12 protein-coding genes are annotated in these 15,867 nt (G+C 68.0%); 8 read left to right on the top strand and 4 right to left on the bottom strand.

Features of this window, described 5'->3' with window-relative positions; translation table 11 throughout:
• Positions 1–26: 26 nt before the first annotated feature.
• The 8 genes from rfbA to AC3WR5_RS07610 all read left to right on the top strand — a co-directional run bounded on the left by rfbA (position 27) and on the right by AC3WR5_RS07610 (position 8,558).
• Complete coding sequence (gene rfbA / locus AC3WR5_RS07645) at positions 27–914, top strand: glucose-1-phosphate thymidylyltransferase RfbA (protein ID WP_492483224.1); 888 nt, start codon at positions 27–29, stop codon at positions 912–914.
• 2 nt (positions 915–916) lie between these two features.
• The gene (gene rfbC / locus AC3WR5_RS07640; RefSeq protein ID WP_492483222.1) at positions 917–1,456 is read left to right on the top strand and encodes a dTDP-4-dehydrorhamnose 3,5-epimerase; all 540 of its coding nucleotides are present in this window, start codon (positions 917–919) and stop codon (positions 1,454–1,456) included.
• A gap of 16 nt (positions 1,457–1,472) precedes the next feature.
• Positions 1,473–1,913, top strand: coding sequence for a hypothetical protein (locus AC3WR5_RS07635; RefSeq protein WP_141287501.1), 441 nt, complete (start codon positions 1,473–1,475; stop codon positions 1,911–1,913).
• A gap of 56 nt (positions 1,914–1,969) precedes the next feature.
• Positions 1,970–4,501 (top strand): glycosyltransferase, encoded by a 2,532-nt coding sequence (locus AC3WR5_RS07630; protein ID WP_492483220.1) that lies wholly within the window; start codon positions 1,970–1,972, stop codon positions 4,499–4,501.
• Positions 4,502–4,523: 22 nt separating this feature from the next.
• A complete protein-coding gene (locus tag AC3WR5_RS07625) occupies positions 4,524–5,363 on the top strand; it encodes a sulfotransferase family 2 domain-containing protein (protein ID WP_492483218.1) in 840 nt (279 codons plus the stop codon).
• 229 nt (positions 5,364–5,592) lie between these two features.
• A complete protein-coding gene (locus AC3WR5_RS07620) occupies positions 5,593–6,339 on the top strand; it encodes a hypothetical protein (protein ID WP_492483216.1) in 747 nt (248 codons plus the stop codon).
• A 79-nt stretch (positions 6,340–6,418) separates the two neighbouring features.
• Entirely contained in the window at positions 6,419–7,675 is a 1,257-nt protein-coding gene (locus AC3WR5_RS07615) for a hypothetical protein (RefSeq protein ID WP_492483214.1), read from the top strand.
• Positions 7,668–8,558, top strand: a complete 891-nt coding sequence (locus AC3WR5_RS07610) for a WcbI family polysaccharide biosynthesis putative acetyltransferase (protein WP_492483212.1) — start codon at positions 7,668–7,670, stop codon at positions 8,556–8,558. The genes AC3WR5_RS07615 and AC3WR5_RS07610 overlap by 8 nt, the downstream gene beginning before the upstream one ends.
• Positions 8,559–8,586: 28 nt before the next feature.
• Here the strand turns inward: AC3WR5_RS07610 and AC3WR5_RS07605 are convergent, their stop codons facing one another.
• The 4 genes from AC3WR5_RS07605 to cysD form a co-directional block, all read right to left on the bottom strand.
• Positions 8,587–10,131, bottom strand: coding sequence for a DUF1501 domain-containing protein (locus AC3WR5_RS07605; RefSeq protein WP_492483210.1), 1,545 nt, complete (start codon positions 10,129–10,131; stop codon positions 8,587–8,589).
• An 8-nt stretch (positions 10,132–10,139) separates the two neighbouring features.
• The gene (locus AC3WR5_RS07600) at positions 10,140–12,059 is read right to left on the bottom strand and encodes a DUF1800 domain-containing protein (RefSeq protein WP_492483208.1); all 1,920 of its coding nucleotides are present in this window, start codon (positions 12,057–12,059) and stop codon (positions 10,140–10,142) included.
• 328 nt (positions 12,060–12,387) lie between these two features.
• Positions 12,388–14,292, bottom strand: coding sequence for a sulfate adenylyltransferase subunit CysN (gene cysN / locus AC3WR5_RS07595; RefSeq protein ID WP_492483206.1), 1,905 nt, complete (start codon positions 14,290–14,292; stop codon positions 12,388–12,390).
• A gap of 44 nt (positions 14,293–14,336) precedes the next feature.
• Complete coding sequence (cysD, locus tag AC3WR5_RS07590) at positions 14,337–15,824, bottom strand: sulfate adenylyltransferase subunit CysD (protein ID WP_492483578.1); 1,488 nt, start codon at positions 15,822–15,824, stop codon at positions 14,337–14,339.
• Positions 15,825–15,867 lie beyond the last annotated feature (43 nt).

The raw sequence follows: 15,867 nt of genomic DNA, 5'->3' as shown, positions 1-15,867 counted from the left end.
TTTGCCCACCTCACAGGGCTCTTCCCATGAAGCAACAACGCAAAGGCATCATCCTGGCCGGCGGCAGCGGCACCCGGCTGCACCCCGCCACGCTGGCGATCAGCAAGCAGCTGATCCCGGTGTACGACAAGCCGATGGTGTATTACCCCTTGAGCGCACTGCTGCTGGCCGGCATCCGCGAGATCCTGCTGATCAGCACGCCGCAGGACACGCCGCGCTTCGAGCAGCTGCTGGGCGGCGGCAGCCGCTGGGGCCTGAACATCCAGTACGCCGTGCAGCCCAGCCCGGACGGCCTGGCCCAGGCCTTCCTGATCGGTGAGCAGTTCCTGGCCGGCGCCCCCAGCGCGCTGGTGCTGGGCGACAACATCTTCTACGGCCACGACCTGGGCCGCCGCCTGGAAGCCGCCTCGGCGCGAGAAGACGGCGCCACGGTGTTCGCCTACCCGGTGACCGACCCCGAGCGCTACGGCGTGGTCGAGTTCGACGCGCAGGGCCGTGCCGTGAGCCTGGAAGAAAAGCCGCTGCAGCCCAAGAGCCGCTACGCCGTCACCGGGCTGTACTTCTACGACAAGCAGGTGGTGGAGCATGCCAAGGCCTTGGCACCCAGCCCGCGCGGCGAGCTGGAGATCACCGACCTGAACCGGCGCTACCTGGAAGCCGGCCAGCTGGACGTGCAACTCTTCGGCCGTGGCGACGCCTGGCTGGACACCGGCACCCACGACAGCCTGCTGGAAGCCAGCGCCTTTGTGCAGACGCTGGAAAAGCGCCAGGGCCTGAAAGCCTGCTGTCCGGAGGAGATCTGCTGGCGCAATGGCTGGATCGGCGATGAACAGCTGGCCGCACTGGCCGCGCCGTTGGCCAAGAGCGGCTACGGCAAGTATTTGCAGCAAATCATGACCGACAAGGTGTTTTGAGCATGAAGGTCATCCAGACCGAAATCGAAGGCGTGTTGATCTTCGAACCCAGAGTGTTCGGCGACAGCCGCGGCTTCTTCTACGAGAGCTTCAACCAGAAGGTCTTCGACGACGCCACAGGCGGCGGTTTCAGCTTCGTGCAGGACAACCATTCGCGCTCGGCACGCGGCGTGCTCCGTGGCCTGCACTTCCAGCACGCCCCGCACGCCCAGGGCAAGCTGGTGCGCGCGGCGGCCGGCGCGGTGTTCGACGTGGCGGTCGACATCCGCAAGGGCAGCCCGACCTTCGGCCGCTGGGTTGGCGCCGAGCTGAATGCCGAGAACCACCGCCAGATGTGGGTGCCGCCAGGCCTGGCGCACGGCTTCGTGGTGCTGAGCGAAACGGCCGACTTTCTGTACAAGACCACCGACTATTACGCCCCGCAGGCCGAGGGCGCCGTGCGCTGGGACGACCCGGACCTGGCGATTGCCTGGCCCGATGTCGGCGGTCCGCCGCAGCTCTCCGGCAAGGACGCCGCGGCGGGATGGCTGAGGGATCTGTAGTCAAGAAGGACTCGACATGAAACTGCTGCGCTTCAACGAACCCATCCGCTTCGGCAGCGAAGGCAATGTGCGTGACTACGCGCTCAGCGGCTGGTCGCTGGACGAAGGCAATGCCTCGCTGAGCTGGACGCAGGCGCTGGAGGCCAAGCTCGAATTCACCGCCCAGGCCACCACCTCGCCGATCACGCTGCAGCTGACGGGCATCCCCTTCCTGGGCAACGGCAAGCTGCCGCGCCAGCAGGTCTGGGTGCACCTGAACGGCCTGTACTGCGGCATGTTCGACGCGGCCGACAACTTCGACGTCGCCATGCCGATCCGCCACAGCTGGCTGGAGCCGCGCCACAACGTGCTGGTGCTGACGATGCCGCTGTCCGCCTCGCCCGAGCAGCTGGAACTGGGCGAGGACCGGCGCCGCCTGGGCGTGGCGATGCAGAGCATCACGCTGCAGCTCGGCTGACACCGGCAGCCGGCACCAGGCTGCGGCTGCCCTTCATTTCCTGAACACGGCTTTCAATGAGCACCTCTCCCACCGTTGCACCGCATGCCGTGGCCGCCCAGCACGGGCTGGGCATCGTCGATGCGATCAGCTTCAACCACATCAGCGGCTGGGTCTGGAACCCGGACTGCCCCGACGAGCCGGTGCAGATCGAGGTGCTGGATGGCGACACCCAGCTGGCCGTGGTGCTGGCCGAGCTCTACCGGCCCGACCTGCAGAAGCTGGGCATGGGCAATGGCCGGCACGGCTTCTCGTTCAACTTCGGCCCGACCATCCTGCCGCTGGCCCGCCACACGCTGCGCGTGCGCCGGCTGTCCGACGGCAGCGACCTCAGCGGCTCGCCACGGGTGCTGGAGCGCGACGGAGGTGCGCTGGATCGCAGCACCCGCATCTACATCGAGCAGCTGATGCAGGCCGAGGTCGCGGTGGCCCGCACGCCCGAGGACCTGAGCTTCGCGCTGGCGCTGCTGGCCGAGCAGATGGGCGTGGTCACCCGCCGCCAGCTGGAACTGGGCCAGTCTCTTGGCCAGGGCCCGGACCTGGGCGTGCTGGGCGAACTGCTGGACCAGGCCGCGCCGGCGCAGTGGATGGGCGCCACCCAGCTGGCCATGTCGCAGCGCTACCCTGCCGTGCTGCTGCCCAGCTTCGACAAGCCCAAGGTCTCGGTCATCATCCCGGTCTACGGCAAGTTCCAACTGACCTACGACTGCATCCGCTCGATCCAGCAGCACCTGCCGGAAGACAGCTTCGAAGTCATCGTGGTGGATGACTGCTCGAAGGACGAGACGCTGCTGGCGCCGCTGGTCTTCGGCGGCACGGTGCGCGTGGTGCGCAATGAGACCAATCTCGGCTTCGTCAAGGGTTGCAACCGCGGCGCCGAGCTGGCCCGCGGCGAGTACCTGTTCTTCCTGAACAACGACACGCTGGTGCACCCTGGCTGGCTGGACACGCTGACGCGCACCTTCCGCGATGTGCCGGATGTCGGCATTGCCGGTTCCAAGCTGCTGTTCGGCGACGGCACGCTGCAGGAAGTCGGCGGCATCATCTGGCGCATGGGTGACGGCTGGAACTGGGGCCGCAATGCCAACCCGGACGAACCGCGCTTTTCCTACCTGCGCGACGCGGACTACGTTTCCGGTGCCGCGTTGATGATCCCTGCTGCGCTGTTCAACGAGCTGGGCGGCTTCGACCTGCACTTCGCACCGGCCTATTACGAGGACACCGACCTGTGCTTCCGCGTGCGCCAGGCGGGCAAGCGGGTGGTCGTGCAGCCGGCCTCGGTCATCGTCCACCTGGAAGGCCAGACCTCGGGCACCAGCGTGACCGGCAGCGGCATGAAGCGCTTCCAGGCCGTCAACCACCGCAAGTTCTACGACCGCTGGAAAGCCGTGCTGGCCACGCACCGCTTCAACGGCCAGCAGCCCGAGCTGGAGTGCGAGCGCACGGTGACCAAGCGCGCGGTCTTCATCGACGACAGCGTGCCCACGCCGGACCAGGATGCCGGCTCGAATGCCGCGATCCAGCACATCAAGTCGCTGCTGCGCCTGGGCTACAAGGTCACCTTCATCCCGGCCGATAACCTGGCCCGCATCGCGCCCTACACCGAGGCCCTGCAGTCGCTGGGCGTGGAGTGCCTGTACCACCCGCACTACTGGAGCGTGGAGGAGTTCTTCCGCAAGAACACCGCGCCGATCGACCTGGTCTACCTGCACCGCTTCAACAACGGCACCAAGTACACCGGCCTGATCCGCCGCCACCAGCCGCTGGCCCGGGTGCTCTACAACGTGGCCGACCTGCACTACCTGCGCATGGAGCGCGAGTCGCAGATCACCTGCGACAGCGCGCTGGCCTTCAAGGCCTCTGCCGTCAAGCGCCAGGAGCTGGCGGCGATTGCCGCGGTGGATGCAACCATCGTGCATTCGGCCACCGAACAGGAAGTGCTGGCCGAGGCCTTGCCCGGCGCGCCGGTGCACGTCGTGCCCTGGGCCTACCCGCTGCGCCCGGTGCAGACGCCGGCGGCCCAGCGCCGCGGCGTGGTCTTCGTTGGCGGCTACCGCCACACGCCCAACGTGGACGCCGCGCTGTGGCTGGTGCGCGAGATCATGCCGCTGGTCTGGCAGACGCTGCCCGACGTGCCCTGCGTGCTGGTCGGCAGCAACATGCCCGACGAGGTCAAGCAGCTGGCCGGCCCGCGCGTGCAGGCAGTCGGCTATGTGCCAGACGTGGCCGAGGTCTACGAGTCGGCCTTGATCTCGGTTGCGCCGCTGCGCTACGGTGCCGGTGTCAAGGGCAAGGTGCTGGAGGCGTTTGCCGCCGGCGTGCCCTGTGTGATGACACCGACTGCCGCCGAAGGCGTGCTGCTGACGCCCAACCTGCGAGGCCTGGTGGCCGAGGACGCTGCCGGCCTGGCGCGGATGATCGTGCTGCTGCACAGCCAGCCGGACCGGGTGGCGGCGGCTGCCAAGGCGGGCCAGGCGATGATGAGCACCGCCTACAGCAACGATGCGGTCGACCACGCCATCCAGGCCGCGCTGGCCATTCCTGCCTGAGCTCCCGTTTTCCTTTTGCGCCATGTCCCGCACCGTCATCCTCCACTACCACCTGTTCAAGAACGCCGGCACTTCGCTGGACCAGGTGCTGAAGCAGAACTTCGGCACGCGCTGGGTCACGCGCGAATTCGAGGCCAGGGCGAATGCCGCAACGCATGCGCAGGAAGTCGCGCAGTGGATCAAGGCCAACCCCGACGCGGTGGCGTTTTCCTCGCACACCATGGAGTTGCCGCCGCCCGAGATGCCGGGTGTCAAGATCGTGCCGCTGATCTTCGTGCGCCACCCGATCGACCGCGTGGCCTCGGCCTACAGCTTCGAGCGCAAGCAGGGCGGCAAGGGCTTTGGCTCGGTGCTGGCGCGCCACACCACACTGGGCGGCTATTGCGAGGTGCGGCTGTCAATGCCGCGCGACCGCCAGTGCCGCAACTTCCAGGCTTCGCGCTTCTCGCGCATGTTCGCCCACGAACAGGGCAGCGAGCTGGAGCGCTCGCTGAAGGCGGTGCGCACGCTGCCGTTTGTCGGCGTGGTCGAAGACTTCGATGTCTCGATGGACAAGCTGGCCGCGCTGCTGCAGCTGGACTTTCCGGATTTCCGCGGCGCCCAGGTGGCTGCCAACGTCAGCCGCGACGTGAGCCGCAGCCTGGCGCAACGGGTTTCCGAGCTGCAGGCTGAACTGGGCGACGAGGTCTACGACCAGCTGATCGCCGCCAACACCGACGACCTGCTGCTGCACCAGGCCGCCACCGAACGCGGCCGGCGCGGGATGGCAGCCGCCGCTGCTGAGGGCGGCACTGAAGCCGTCGATGCAGCCCCTGCGGCACCCGCGCCAGCGTCGGACGAAAGTCAAGCGGGAAGGGCCTGAGGCGGTAAACCCGCAATCCAGCTGAAACAGAAGGTATCTGTCGGCTTGGCGTCGTAACGGACAGGTTTCCGACGGGTATGCTCGGCATACAAGTTCGGCTTCGCCTGCACCCGGTGCGGCCAGGATTCCGTTGCCGGGCGCTCCATCCAGCGCGCCCCGGCCGGCAAGCTGCACCGCAGAGTAGACAGCCCCCGGCCATTCGTTGCCCTGAGGGAGAGGTCTCCGCCGTATGTCGCGCTTGGTCCTGTTTCACTACCACCTGTTCAAGAACGCAGGCACTTCGGTCGACAAGGTCCTGCACGAGAACTTCGGCAGCCGCTGGCTGACCCGCGAGTTCGAGGACAGGCCGGCAGAAGAGCATGCGCAGGAAGTGCAGGACTGGCTGGAAGCGTCACCCGACGCGCTGGCCTTTTCTTCGCACACCGCGCTGCTGCCGCCGCCTCGGCAGCCCGGCCTGCAGGTCTTTCCGCTGGTCTTCCTGCGCCATCCGCTGGACCGCATTGCGTCGGCCTACAGCTTCGAGCGCAAGCAGGTCGGTGACCACGGTTTTGGCGCGATGCTGGCGCAAAGCACATCGCTGGCGGGCTACGTCAGGACGCGCATGGCCATGCCGCAGGACCGCCAGTGCCGCAACTTCCAGACGGCCCGCCTGGCCCCGATGTATGCCGTGGAGGCTGGCAGTGAGCGCGAGCGCGCGGTGGCCGCGCTTCAGCGCCTGCCCTTCGTCGGCATCGTCGAGCACTTCGATGCCTCGATGGCGCAGCTGACCCAGCTGATCGCGCCGGCCTTTCCCGAATTCCGCAGCTTCTCGGTGATGGAAAACAGCTCACGCGGCGCCGACCTGGATCTGCCGGCCCGCCTGGCCCAGCTGAGAGAAGCTGTGGGCGACGAGGTGTACGCCCTGCTCGAAGCCAGCAATGCCGACGATCTCGTGCTGTATGACGCGGCCTGTGAGCTGATGGCCGAGTTCGCCTGAGCGGGCCGGCCGCGGCTGGCTGGCCGCGTGTTAGGGTGAGGGTTGATCCGCCGCGCATGGTGCGCAGCCGCCTTTCCGCATGAGCTTGTTGATTTCGCTGGGCTTCGACGACCGCATCGAGGCCGACTCCTATGAGGCCGGCCCGCTGAGCTGCCTGAACGCCGCCGCGCTGTGGCGCGAGCAGGTGCTGCAAGGCAAGGCGCTCGAAACCCGGCTGGAAGCGGGCATGGACGCGCTGATGCGCGCCAGCCCAGCGGCCGAGCCACAGCGTGCGCTGATGTCCAACGAGCCCTTGCAGCAGGACCTGCGCGCTGCACTGGCGCGTGGCACGGCCGCCGAGCCGGCCTTGCAGCATTGGCTGCAGGACCTGGTGGTGCTCTACACCCACATCGTGCGAAAGCGCCAGTTGCGCACCGAGGCCTTTTTCGAAGTGCCCATGCCGGCGACCGAGCGCTGGGAACCGCGCTTCTACGCCCGCTACGGCAATGTCGAGCTTCGCGTGATCCAGAACTGGATCGAGCGCCAGCCCGAACTGCGCGAGGCATTGCAAACCGTGCAGGCCGGGCTGGACGACACGAACAGCATGTACGCGCCGCGCAAGCTGGGCCGTTGGCTGAGCGCCGATGACCTGGCCTTCAACCTGCGTGCCCTGATGACCAACGCCGGCTTCTACGCCAACCTGGACCAGCCCTGGCGCTCGCTGGCGCCGTGGTGCGAGACCTACCTGGCCGCGCTCGGCGGGGCCGATCACCTGTTCCCTTATCCCGGCGCGTACCCGAACTTCTGGCCAGTGCAGGCCCACCTCTGGCAGCGCGATGGCCGCGTGGCCGGCCCGGTGCGCTTTCCTGCGCCGGACCGCTTCTACGCCACGCTGGCTGGCCGCAAGCTGCTGTTTGTCACGCCCTTTGCTGACGAGATCGCCGGCCTGCGGGACAGCGGCAGGCTGTTTGGCCTCTACAAGGACCTGCCCATCCCCGACTTCGCGCTGCAGACGCTGCCGGCGCCGATGTCGGTCTACCCGCAGCGCCCGGATGCCGGCTGGCACGACAGTTTCGAGCGCCTGAAGCAGCAGGTGGACGAGGCCTTTGCCCGCCACGAGTTCGACCTCTTTTTTGCGTCCTGCGGCTGCTATGGCCTGCCGCTGACCCACCATGTGCATCGCACACACGGCTGCGCGGCGGTCTACTACGGCAACCACCTCAACACCTTGCTGGGCGTGCGACAGAAGTGCAATGACGGCTTCCTGACCGAGCGGCGGCTGGACGCCAACTGGGCCGTGAGCCGGCTGGGCGAGATGGAGAACCTGGCGCGCATCGACGGAGGCCGTTATGCCTGATGCCGAGCTGAAGATTGCCGTCGTCGGCAACTGCCAGGCCAGGCCGCTGGCCCAGTACCTGGGGCAGCTGAGCAGCCGGGTCACGGTGCACAGCGTGGCCGTGGTGCACTTGCTGAAAGATGCCGACGAGTCGGTCTACACGCCCGAGTTCGAGGCTGCGGACCTGATCCTGGCGCAGCAGGTGGCCGACGGCTACCCCTGCGGGTTCGTCACCACCAGCGCCTTGCAGGCCAGGTACGGGGGCAAGCTGCGCAGCTGGATCAACCTCTATTACGCCGGCTACAACCCGGAGCTGACCTACATCCGCCCCAGCACCGGCGGTGCGCTGCATGGTCCGCTGGGGGACTACCACCACCGGTTCATCTTCGAGGGCTGGAAGTCCGGGCAGTCGGTGGCCGAATGCGAGCAGCGATGCCTGGACGTGGCGCTGCACGGCAAGCGCTTTGCCGACGCCGCCGAGGCCCCATGGCCGGAGCTGGAGCGGCGCGAAGCCACGGCAGACGTGAAGATCCTGGACTACCTGCGCGAGCACGTGCTGCGCAGCCGGCTGTTCCACACGATGAACCATCCCACGCGGCAATTGCTGCTGGAACTGGCGACCCGGGTGCTGAAACTGGAAGGCCTGGCGGTGGATGGTGTCGGGCCTGGCGCAGCCGAGCCGCTGGGCCAGTTCCGCCTGCCGGTGAATCCGTTTGTGCGCGCCAGCCAGGCGCCCGGATTCGATGGACCCGACCACTACCGTGGCCTGGCTGCCCAGGAAGAAGGGGGGCGCATCATTGGCTTCAAAGGGCCACACGAGTACGCGCTGGCAGCGCTGATCGAAGGCTTCTACCGCCTCTACGACCAGCGCGCCGAGGTGCTGAAGAACGCCCGCATCCGCTGAAGCGGACGTCGGCGCGGCACCGCGAAGTTCAGCCCAGGAAGCCCAGCGTGCGGTCCGCTGCGGACCAGTTGCCCAGGCGCGGCAGCATGTCCAGCAACTGGGCGTCGCTCAGGCCCAGCCAGCGGCCCATGGTGGCGGCGTAGCGCTCCACCGGCATCGAGGGCAGCAGGGCGCCCTGGCTGAGTTGGTCCGGGCTGTCGAACACGCCGTTGCCGCTGGACTTGCCGTAGACCGGCAGCGTGCCGTAGACATCGCCGCCGCGCACCGCGCCGCCCATCACGAAGTGATGCGCGCCCCAGCCGTGGTCCACGCCGTCGCCGTTGCTGCTCAGGTTGCGGCCGAAGTCGCTGGCGGTGAAGGTGGTCACGCCGTCGTCCACGCCCATGGCTTGCAGCGCCTTGTCGAAATAGCCCAGGCCGTGCGAGAGGCGGGCGAGTGCGAGCGCGTGGCGGTCGGGCTGGGTGTCGTGGGTGTCGAAGCCGCCGATGCCGACAAAGAAGACCTGGCGCGAGACGCCCAGCGTCTGCCGCGCGGCGATCATGCGGGCCACCGCCTGCAGCTGCTGCGCCAGCGGGTTCACGGCCATCGCGCCGGTGCTGGGGTTGGCATGCATCAGCAGCGCGTCGGTGGCCTGGTTGGTGCTGCTGCCCCAGGGGCCGGCGTCCATCGCCGGCAGGGCGTTGCGCAGCGTGCCTTCGGCGGTGGCCGAGCGGCCCACGACCGCGGCATATTCGCGCTCCAGCACCGAGTTGTTGCGGCTGCTGCTCATCAGCGACACCAGTTTCTGTTGCACCGTGGTCGAGCCGAAGGCGGCGCCCGAGCTGCTGCCGATGCGGATCGCGCCGCCCTGCGAGAGCTGGTAGGCACGTGCCTGCTGGCCGGCCAGCCACACGGCGTTGCCGTAGATGGAGGTGGCGGTGAACATCGAGTTGCCGTTGCCGCTCAGCAGCTGGTCGGCCATGCGGCCGCCCCAGCCGGCGGTGGCGCCTTCGGTGGCCAGCGACTGCCAGGTGCTTTGCTGGTCGTTGTGCGAGAACAGCTTGACCGGCTTCTGGCCGGTGCCGGCCATGTACTGGGCCTTGGTCAGCGGTGCGACCAGCGGGCCGACATTGGCGACCACGCCGGCACGGCCCTTGTTGAACAGCGCGGCCACTTCGGTCATCGCCGGGTGCAGCGCCAGCGTGCGGCCTTGCGCATGCACCGGGTTGATGGGCAGCACACCGCCCAGGCGGGTGTGCACGGCGGTGCTGGTCGGGTCGGCCGGCGTGCCGGCGGCGCCCAGCACCAGTGCGTTGTTGGACGCGCTTCGCGCGGCGGCGTAGTTGGCCCAGGAGGCGCTGTCGGTCGCCAGCACGGTGTTGTAGGCGTCGTTGCCGCCGTACAGGAAGACGCAGACCAGCGCGCGGTAGCTGCTGCCGACGGCGGCGCTGGCCTGGCTCATCGCGGCCAGGTTCAGGCCCAGGCCGCCAGCGGTGGAGCCGGCCAGGCCCATGGCGCCAAAGCGCTTGAGCAGTTCGCGGCGGGTGGTGCGGGGCAGGGCGTCCAGCGGGGATTTGGCGGAAGACGAGGACATGATGCGGCTCACTTCTGGACGATGAATTCGGGACTGGTCACGGCCAGCAGCAGCGCAGCGCGCACCCGGTTGAGCTTGGCGGCCGCCACCTTGTCGGCATTGCTGGCGGTGGCCTTGGGAATGGCAATCGAGTTGATCGCCTCGGTCATGCCGGTGATCAGTGCGGCCGGCGGCGTGCCGGTGATCAGCCGGTCGCAGACCTTGCGGGCCAGCGTGTCGGCGTTGGCGGCCAGCGCTACGTCGGCGCTGTAGTCGGTCTGCACGTCCAGGCCGGTGGTCGTGCCGACGGTGACCTTCACGCCGGCGCCGTTGGCCAGGATGTTCATCATCGCGGTGGCATAGCCGGCCACGCTGGTTTCGGTCGTGGCCTGCATTTCCGGCAGCGTCAGGCTGCGCTGGGCCGCTTCGCCGCCTGGCGGCACATAGCCTGGCCGGTAGAAGTTGAAGACCGAAGGCGCCTGCAGCGGCACCTGGCCGATGGTCGCGGCCGGATCGTCCCAGGCGCCGGTCTGCATCAGGCCGCTCAGGGACCTGGTCGGGTAGGCTCGCAGCAGCGCGGTCAGGCGCAGCACAGGCTCGCGCAGCTTGCCGTAGGCATCGCCGCCAGCCAGCGTGACGGAGCGGGCTTCGTCGTCGATCAGGATGGCGCGCACGACGGCCTTCAGGTCGCCGCGCACGCCAGCGCCGTTGTTCGTGAAGACCTTGGCCACGCGCTGCACGTAGGCGGTGCTGGGGTGGCTGGTGACCAGGCGCTGGATCAGCTGGCGGCCAATGAACGGTGCCACGTTGGGATGGTTGAACAGCGTGTCCAGCGCGGCCTTGCGGTCGGCGGCCATGTCAGGCGTGGCCTGCGCGGCTATGACGCTGCCCAGGATGCGCTTCTCGACCGTCGAGTGCTGGCTGGCGTAGGCCTGCATCGGCAGGATCAGCCGGTTGGGCGACAGCGTGACGCCGGAGGCATAAGGGCCGAAGGCGTTCGGGTCGGTGGCGGCCCAGTTGTAGCCGGTGAACACGGCCGACATGCCGAGGATGTCGTCGGTGTTGTAGGTCTCGATGGCGCGGCCGTTGGCGTCCAGCTTGGGTGTGCCGTCCAGGTTCAGCTGCAGCAGGCCGATGGAGAACAGCTGCATCAGTTCGCGGCCGAAGTTCTGGTCCGGCGTGCTGCCGGTCTTGGCATTGGCCTTCTGGCTGCCCAGGTGCGACAGGTACAGACCCATCGCGGGGTGCAGGGCGACGTCGTCCAGCAGCGTGCGGAAGTTGCCCAGCGCGTCGCGGTTGAGCATGTCCAGCCAGCTGGCCACGGCCTGCGAACGGCCGGCGCTCAGCTCCTGCATCGAGACGACGAAGATTTCCGACAGTGCAAACGCCACGCGCTGGCGCAGCTGGTCGTCGTTCTTCAGCGCGGCCGTGTAGAAGGACGCGGCAATGGTCGGGTTGCTGGCGGTGCTCTTGGCGTTGGCGGCCTGGATGCTGGTGTTGTCGCTGGCCCAGCGCGTGGTGTGGGCGGCGCGCACCGGCTTGGCCAGCTGCTCGTCCAGCCAGGCGGCCTGGCCAATGCTCATCGCGCGGCTGAGGTCGGCGTCGGTCGGGCCGAAGCTGGCCTGGGTCAGCAGGCGGAAAGCCTGCGGGCGGGTCGCCGGGCCGCTGTAGGGCGTGGCCGTGGCGGCGGCGACTTCGCTGACCTGGTTGTCCTGGGCCGCGGTGTCGACCGGGGTGTCGGTGGGGGTGGTCTCGGTGGTCGTCGTCGTGCCGGACGTGTCACCGGTGGCCACGGTGCCGGGGTCTGTGCCCGTGGTCGGCGCAGGGGTCGGCTCGGTGGGCGTCGACGTGCCGGCGCTGGCTTCGCCGCCGCTGCTGGCGGTTGCGGTGCCGGTGCCGGCGTCACCGCCGCCGCCGCAGGCGGTCAGCACGGCACACACGGTGGCCATCAGGGTCCAGCGCCACGGTGGGGCGCTGGGGCGCAGGGAGGAAGAAAGGTGGTGCAGTGTGCCGGCCATGAGAAACCCCGGGGTAACAAGAACCTGGGGGCACACATGGGCTGGCCCCCGACCCTTGTGGTTTCGGCGGCGGAGGGTGGTGACTGAAGTGCCGCGGGCGGCAACAGCGGGCCGGTGCGGTCAGATTGCACGCGGCCGGCCGGTACGCAGCCGGCATGAAAAAACCCCGCCGCGGCCAGGGCCGGGGCGGGGTTTGGGGTCAGGGCGTGCCGCGGGGGCCGTGCCTGGCAGCGGTGGCGGGCAGGCCCGCCAGCGGGTCTCAGTCGATCATGCCCAGTGTGCGCAGGCGGGCGATGATCTCGTCGGCGGCCTGGTCGGCGCTGATGACGGCGGTGTTGACGCGCATTTCCGGGTTCTCCGGAACTTCGTATGGCGAGCTGATGCCGGTGAAGTTGGCGATCTCGCCGCGGCGGGCTTTCTTGTAGAGGCCCTTGACGTCGCGGTCCTCGGCCACGTTCAGCGGCGTGTCGACGTGGATCTCGATGAACTCGCCATCACCCAGCAGGCCGCGGGCCATTGCACGTTCGGACTTGAACGGCGAGATGAAGGCGGTCAGCACGATCAGGCCGGAATCGACCATCAGGCGCGCCACTTCGGAGACGCGGCGGATGTTCTCCACGCGGTCGGCCTCGGTGAAGCCCAGGTCCTTGTTCAGGCCGTGGCGGATGTTGTCGCCGTCCAGCAGATAGGTGTGGCGGCCCATCGCGTGCAGCTTCTTCTCGACCAGGTTGGCAATCGTCGACTTGCCGGCGCCCGACAGGCCGGTAAACCACAGCACGCCTGGCTTCTGGCCCTTGGCGGTGGCGCGCGCAGCCTTGTCCACGTCCACGGCCTGCATGTGGATGTTGTGCGAGCGGCGCAGCGCGAAGTGCAGCATGCCCGCGCCGACCGTGTTGTTGGTCAGGCGGTTGATCAGGATGAAGCCGCCGGTGTCGCGGTTCTGGGTGTACGCGTCAAAGGCGATCGGGCGGTCCAGCGCCAGGTTCACGACGCCGATTTCGTTGACCTCCAGCTGCTTGGCAGCCAGGTGCTCCATCGTGTTGACGTTGACCTTGTACTTCGGCTCGGTGACGGTCGCCGTCACCAGCTGGGTGCCGATCTTCAGCAGGTAGGGCCGGCCCGGCAGCATCGGCTCGTCGGTCATCCAGACGATGGTGGCTTCGAACTGGTCGGCCACTTCGGCGGGAGACTCGGCGGTCGAGATCACGTCGCCACGCGAGATGTCGATCTCGTCTTCCAGCGTCAGCGTGACGGACTGGCCGGCCACGGCCAGCGGCAGGTCGCCGTTCATCGTGACGATGCGCTGGACCTTGCTCTCCTTGCCCGAAGGCTGGGCGCGGATGCGGTCGCCCGGCTTGATCATGCCGCCGGTGATGACGCCGGCGAAGCCGCGGAAGTCCAGGTTCGGGCGGTTGACCCACTGCACCGGCATGCGGAACGGTTCCTTCTGCAGGCGCTCCTCGTCGATTTCGCAGGTTTCCAGGAAGCCCAGCAGCGTCGGGCCGTGGTACCAGGGCGTCTTCTCGCTGGCGACGATCATGTTGTCGCCCTTCAGGCCGGACAAGGGGATCGAGGTGATGTCGTTCAGGCCGATCTGCTTGGCGAACTCGCGGTATTCCTCGTCAATCTGCTTGAAGACCTTCTCGGAGTAGTCGACCAGGTCCAGCTTGTTGATCGCCAGCACCACCTTGCGGATGCCGATCAGGCTGACCAGGTACGAATGGCGGCGGGTCTGCGTCAGGATGCCCTTGCGCGAGTCGACCAGGATCACGGCCACGTCGGCGGTCGAGGCGCCGGTGATCATGTTGCGGGTGTACTGCTCGTGGCCGGGGGTGTCGGCGACGATGAACTTGCGGCGGTCGGTCGAGAAGAAGCGGTAGGCCACGTCGATCGTGATGCCTTGCTCGCGTTCGGCGGCCAGGCCGTCGACCAGCAGCGCGAAGTCGATGTCGCCGCCTTGCGTGCCCCATTTCTTCGAGTCGTTCTCGATGGCGGCAAGCTGGTCTTCGAACAGCATCTTCGACTCATACAGCAGCCGGCCGATGACGGTCGACTTGCCGTCGTCCACCGAGCCGCAGGTGATGAAGCGCAGCAGGCTCTTCTGCTCGTGCTGCTTCAGGTACTTCTCGATGTCGACCGAGATCAGGTCCGAGGTGTGGGCCATGGTGATTCCTTGAATTTGGTGCGGTAAAGAAGAACGGGCCCGGCTTAGAAATAGCCTTCCTGTTTCTTCTTTTCCATGGACGCGGCGCTGTCGTGGTCGATCATCCGGCCCTGGCGCTCAGAGGTCTTGGTCAGCAGCATTTCCTGGATGACGTCCGGCAGCGTGGCGGCTTCGGATTCGACGGCACCCGACAGCGGGTAGCAGCCCAGCGTGCGGAAGCGCACGCTCTTCATCATCGGCACTTCGCCTTCGCGCAGCGGGAAGCGGTCGTCGTCCACCATGATCAGCGTGCCGTCGCGTTCCACGACCGGGCGCTTGGCCGCGAAGTACAGCGGCACGATGGGGATGTTCTCCATGTAGATGTACTGCCAGACGTCCAGCTCGGTCCAGTTGGAGATCGGGAAGCAGCGGATCGACTCGCCCTTCTGCTTGCGGCCGTTGTACAGGCGCCAGAGTTCCGGGCGCTGGTTCTTCGGGTCCCAGCGGTGCTGTGCCGAGCGGAACGAGAAGATGCGTTCCTTGGCACGGCTCTTCTCTTCGTCGCGGCGGGCGCCGCCGAAGGCCACGTCGAAGTTGTACTTGTCCAGCGCCTGTTTCAGGCCTTGCGTCTTCCACATGTCGGTGTGGATGGACGAGCCGTGGGTGAAGGGATTGATGCCCATCTCCATGGCTTCCGGGTTGTGATAGACCAGCAGGTCCATCCCGGTCTCGGCCGACATGCGGTCGCGCAACTCGTACATCGCCCGGAACTTCCAGGTGGTGTCCACGTGCAGCAGGGGGAAGGGCGGCGGGGCCGGGTAGAAGGCCTTCCGGGCCAGGTGCAGCATCACCGCTGAGTCCTTGCCAACGGAGTAAAGCATCACCGGGTTGTCGGCCTCGGCGACGACCTCGCGCATGATGTGGATGCTCTCGGCTTCCAGGCGCTGCAAATGGGTCAAGCTCATGGTGGTGGTATCCGTGGTGGGCTGGGAAAAGAGAGAAGGGACAGCGGCCGCCGCCGGGCGGGCCGGAAGGATCGCTGGGTGCGGGCGCGGCGCCAGGAAGGCGGCCGCGGTCTTGGTTGCCACGGCTGGGGCCGCGGACGTGGGTTTGCTGACCGCCGGCACAGCATCTGCTGCGCGCGGCGGCACCTCGGCGGCGCTGCGGGCCTGCGGTGCGACCGGGCAGGTGTGCAGCGCCAGGCGGGCTTGATGCGCGGCCTGCCAGGCCGCGACCGACGGTGCGCGGCTCAGGTCGGGCCCTTGCAGGTAGACGGTCCAGTGGCCGGGCGTGGCGCGCAGCAGCCGGTCGAGAAAGTCGAGGTAGGTGTCGGCCGAGGCCAGCTTGGTCACCGGCAGCCAGCTCAAGGTGCCACGCGGCGAGATCGCGACGATCAGGCCGCCGGGCGCCGGCCGGTCCGGATGGTTCAGCGTGCCGGCCCAGGCCAGGTGGCGCTGGCGGCTGCGGGTGGCGTGCAGCGCCGGATCCCACTGCTCGGCCACCCAGGCGCGGCCGGCTTCGCTTTGGGCAGCCAGTTCGCGCAGCGGGTGCATCGCCAGGCCCCAGCGCTCCAGCAGCCGGGCCAACGCACGCGGC

Source organism: Ideonella sp. FW305-24, from assembly GCF_058788035.1.
Note: the sequence above shows the minus strand (reverse complement) of the source record. Positions and strands in the feature narration are given on the sequence as shown.

Bases quoted from the DNA above. Each gene is read 5' to 3' on its own strand.
- AC3WR5_RS07605 (WP_492483210.1), bottom strand. From the start codon at position 10,131: ATGTCCTCGTCTTCCGCCAAATCCCCGCTGGACGCCCTGCCCCGCACC.
- rfbA (WP_492483224.1), top strand. From the start codon at position 27: ATGAAGCAACAACGCAAAGGCATCATCCTGGCCGGCGGCAGCGGCACC.
- AC3WR5_RS07635 (WP_141287501.1), top strand. From the start codon at position 1,473: ATGAAACTGCTGCGCTTCAACGAACCCATCCGCTTCGGCAGCGAAGGC.
- rfbC (WP_492483222.1), top strand. From the start codon at position 917: ATGAAGGTCATCCAGACCGAAATCGAAGGCGTGTTGATCTTCGAACCC.
- cysN (WP_492483206.1), bottom strand. From the start codon at position 14,292: ATGGCCCACACCTCGGACCTGATCTCGGTCGACATCGAGAAGTACCTG.
- AC3WR5_RS07600 (WP_492483208.1), bottom strand. From the start codon at position 12,059: ATGGCCACCGTGTGTGCCGTGCTGACCGCCTGCGGCGGCGGCGGTGAC.
- AC3WR5_RS07630 (WP_492483220.1), top strand. From the start codon at position 1,970: ATGAGCACCTCTCCCACCGTTGCACCGCATGCCGTGGCCGCCCAGCAC.
- AC3WR5_RS07610 (WP_492483212.1), top strand. From the start codon at position 7,668: ATGCCTGATGCCGAGCTGAAGATTGCCGTCGTCGGCAACTGCCAGGCC.
- AC3WR5_RS07620 (WP_492483216.1), top strand. From the start codon at position 5,593: ATGTCGCGCTTGGTCCTGTTTCACTACCACCTGTTCAAGAACGCAGGC.
- AC3WR5_RS07615 (WP_492483214.1), top strand. From the start codon at position 6,419: ATGAGCTTGTTGATTTCGCTGGGCTTCGACGACCGCATCGAGGCCGAC.
- AC3WR5_RS07625 (WP_492483218.1), top strand. From the start codon at position 4,524: ATGTCCCGCACCGTCATCCTCCACTACCACCTGTTCAAGAACGCCGGC.
- cysD (WP_492483578.1), bottom strand. From the start codon at position 15,824: ATGCACCCGCTGCGCGAACTGGCTGCCCAAAGCGAAGCCGGCCGCGCC.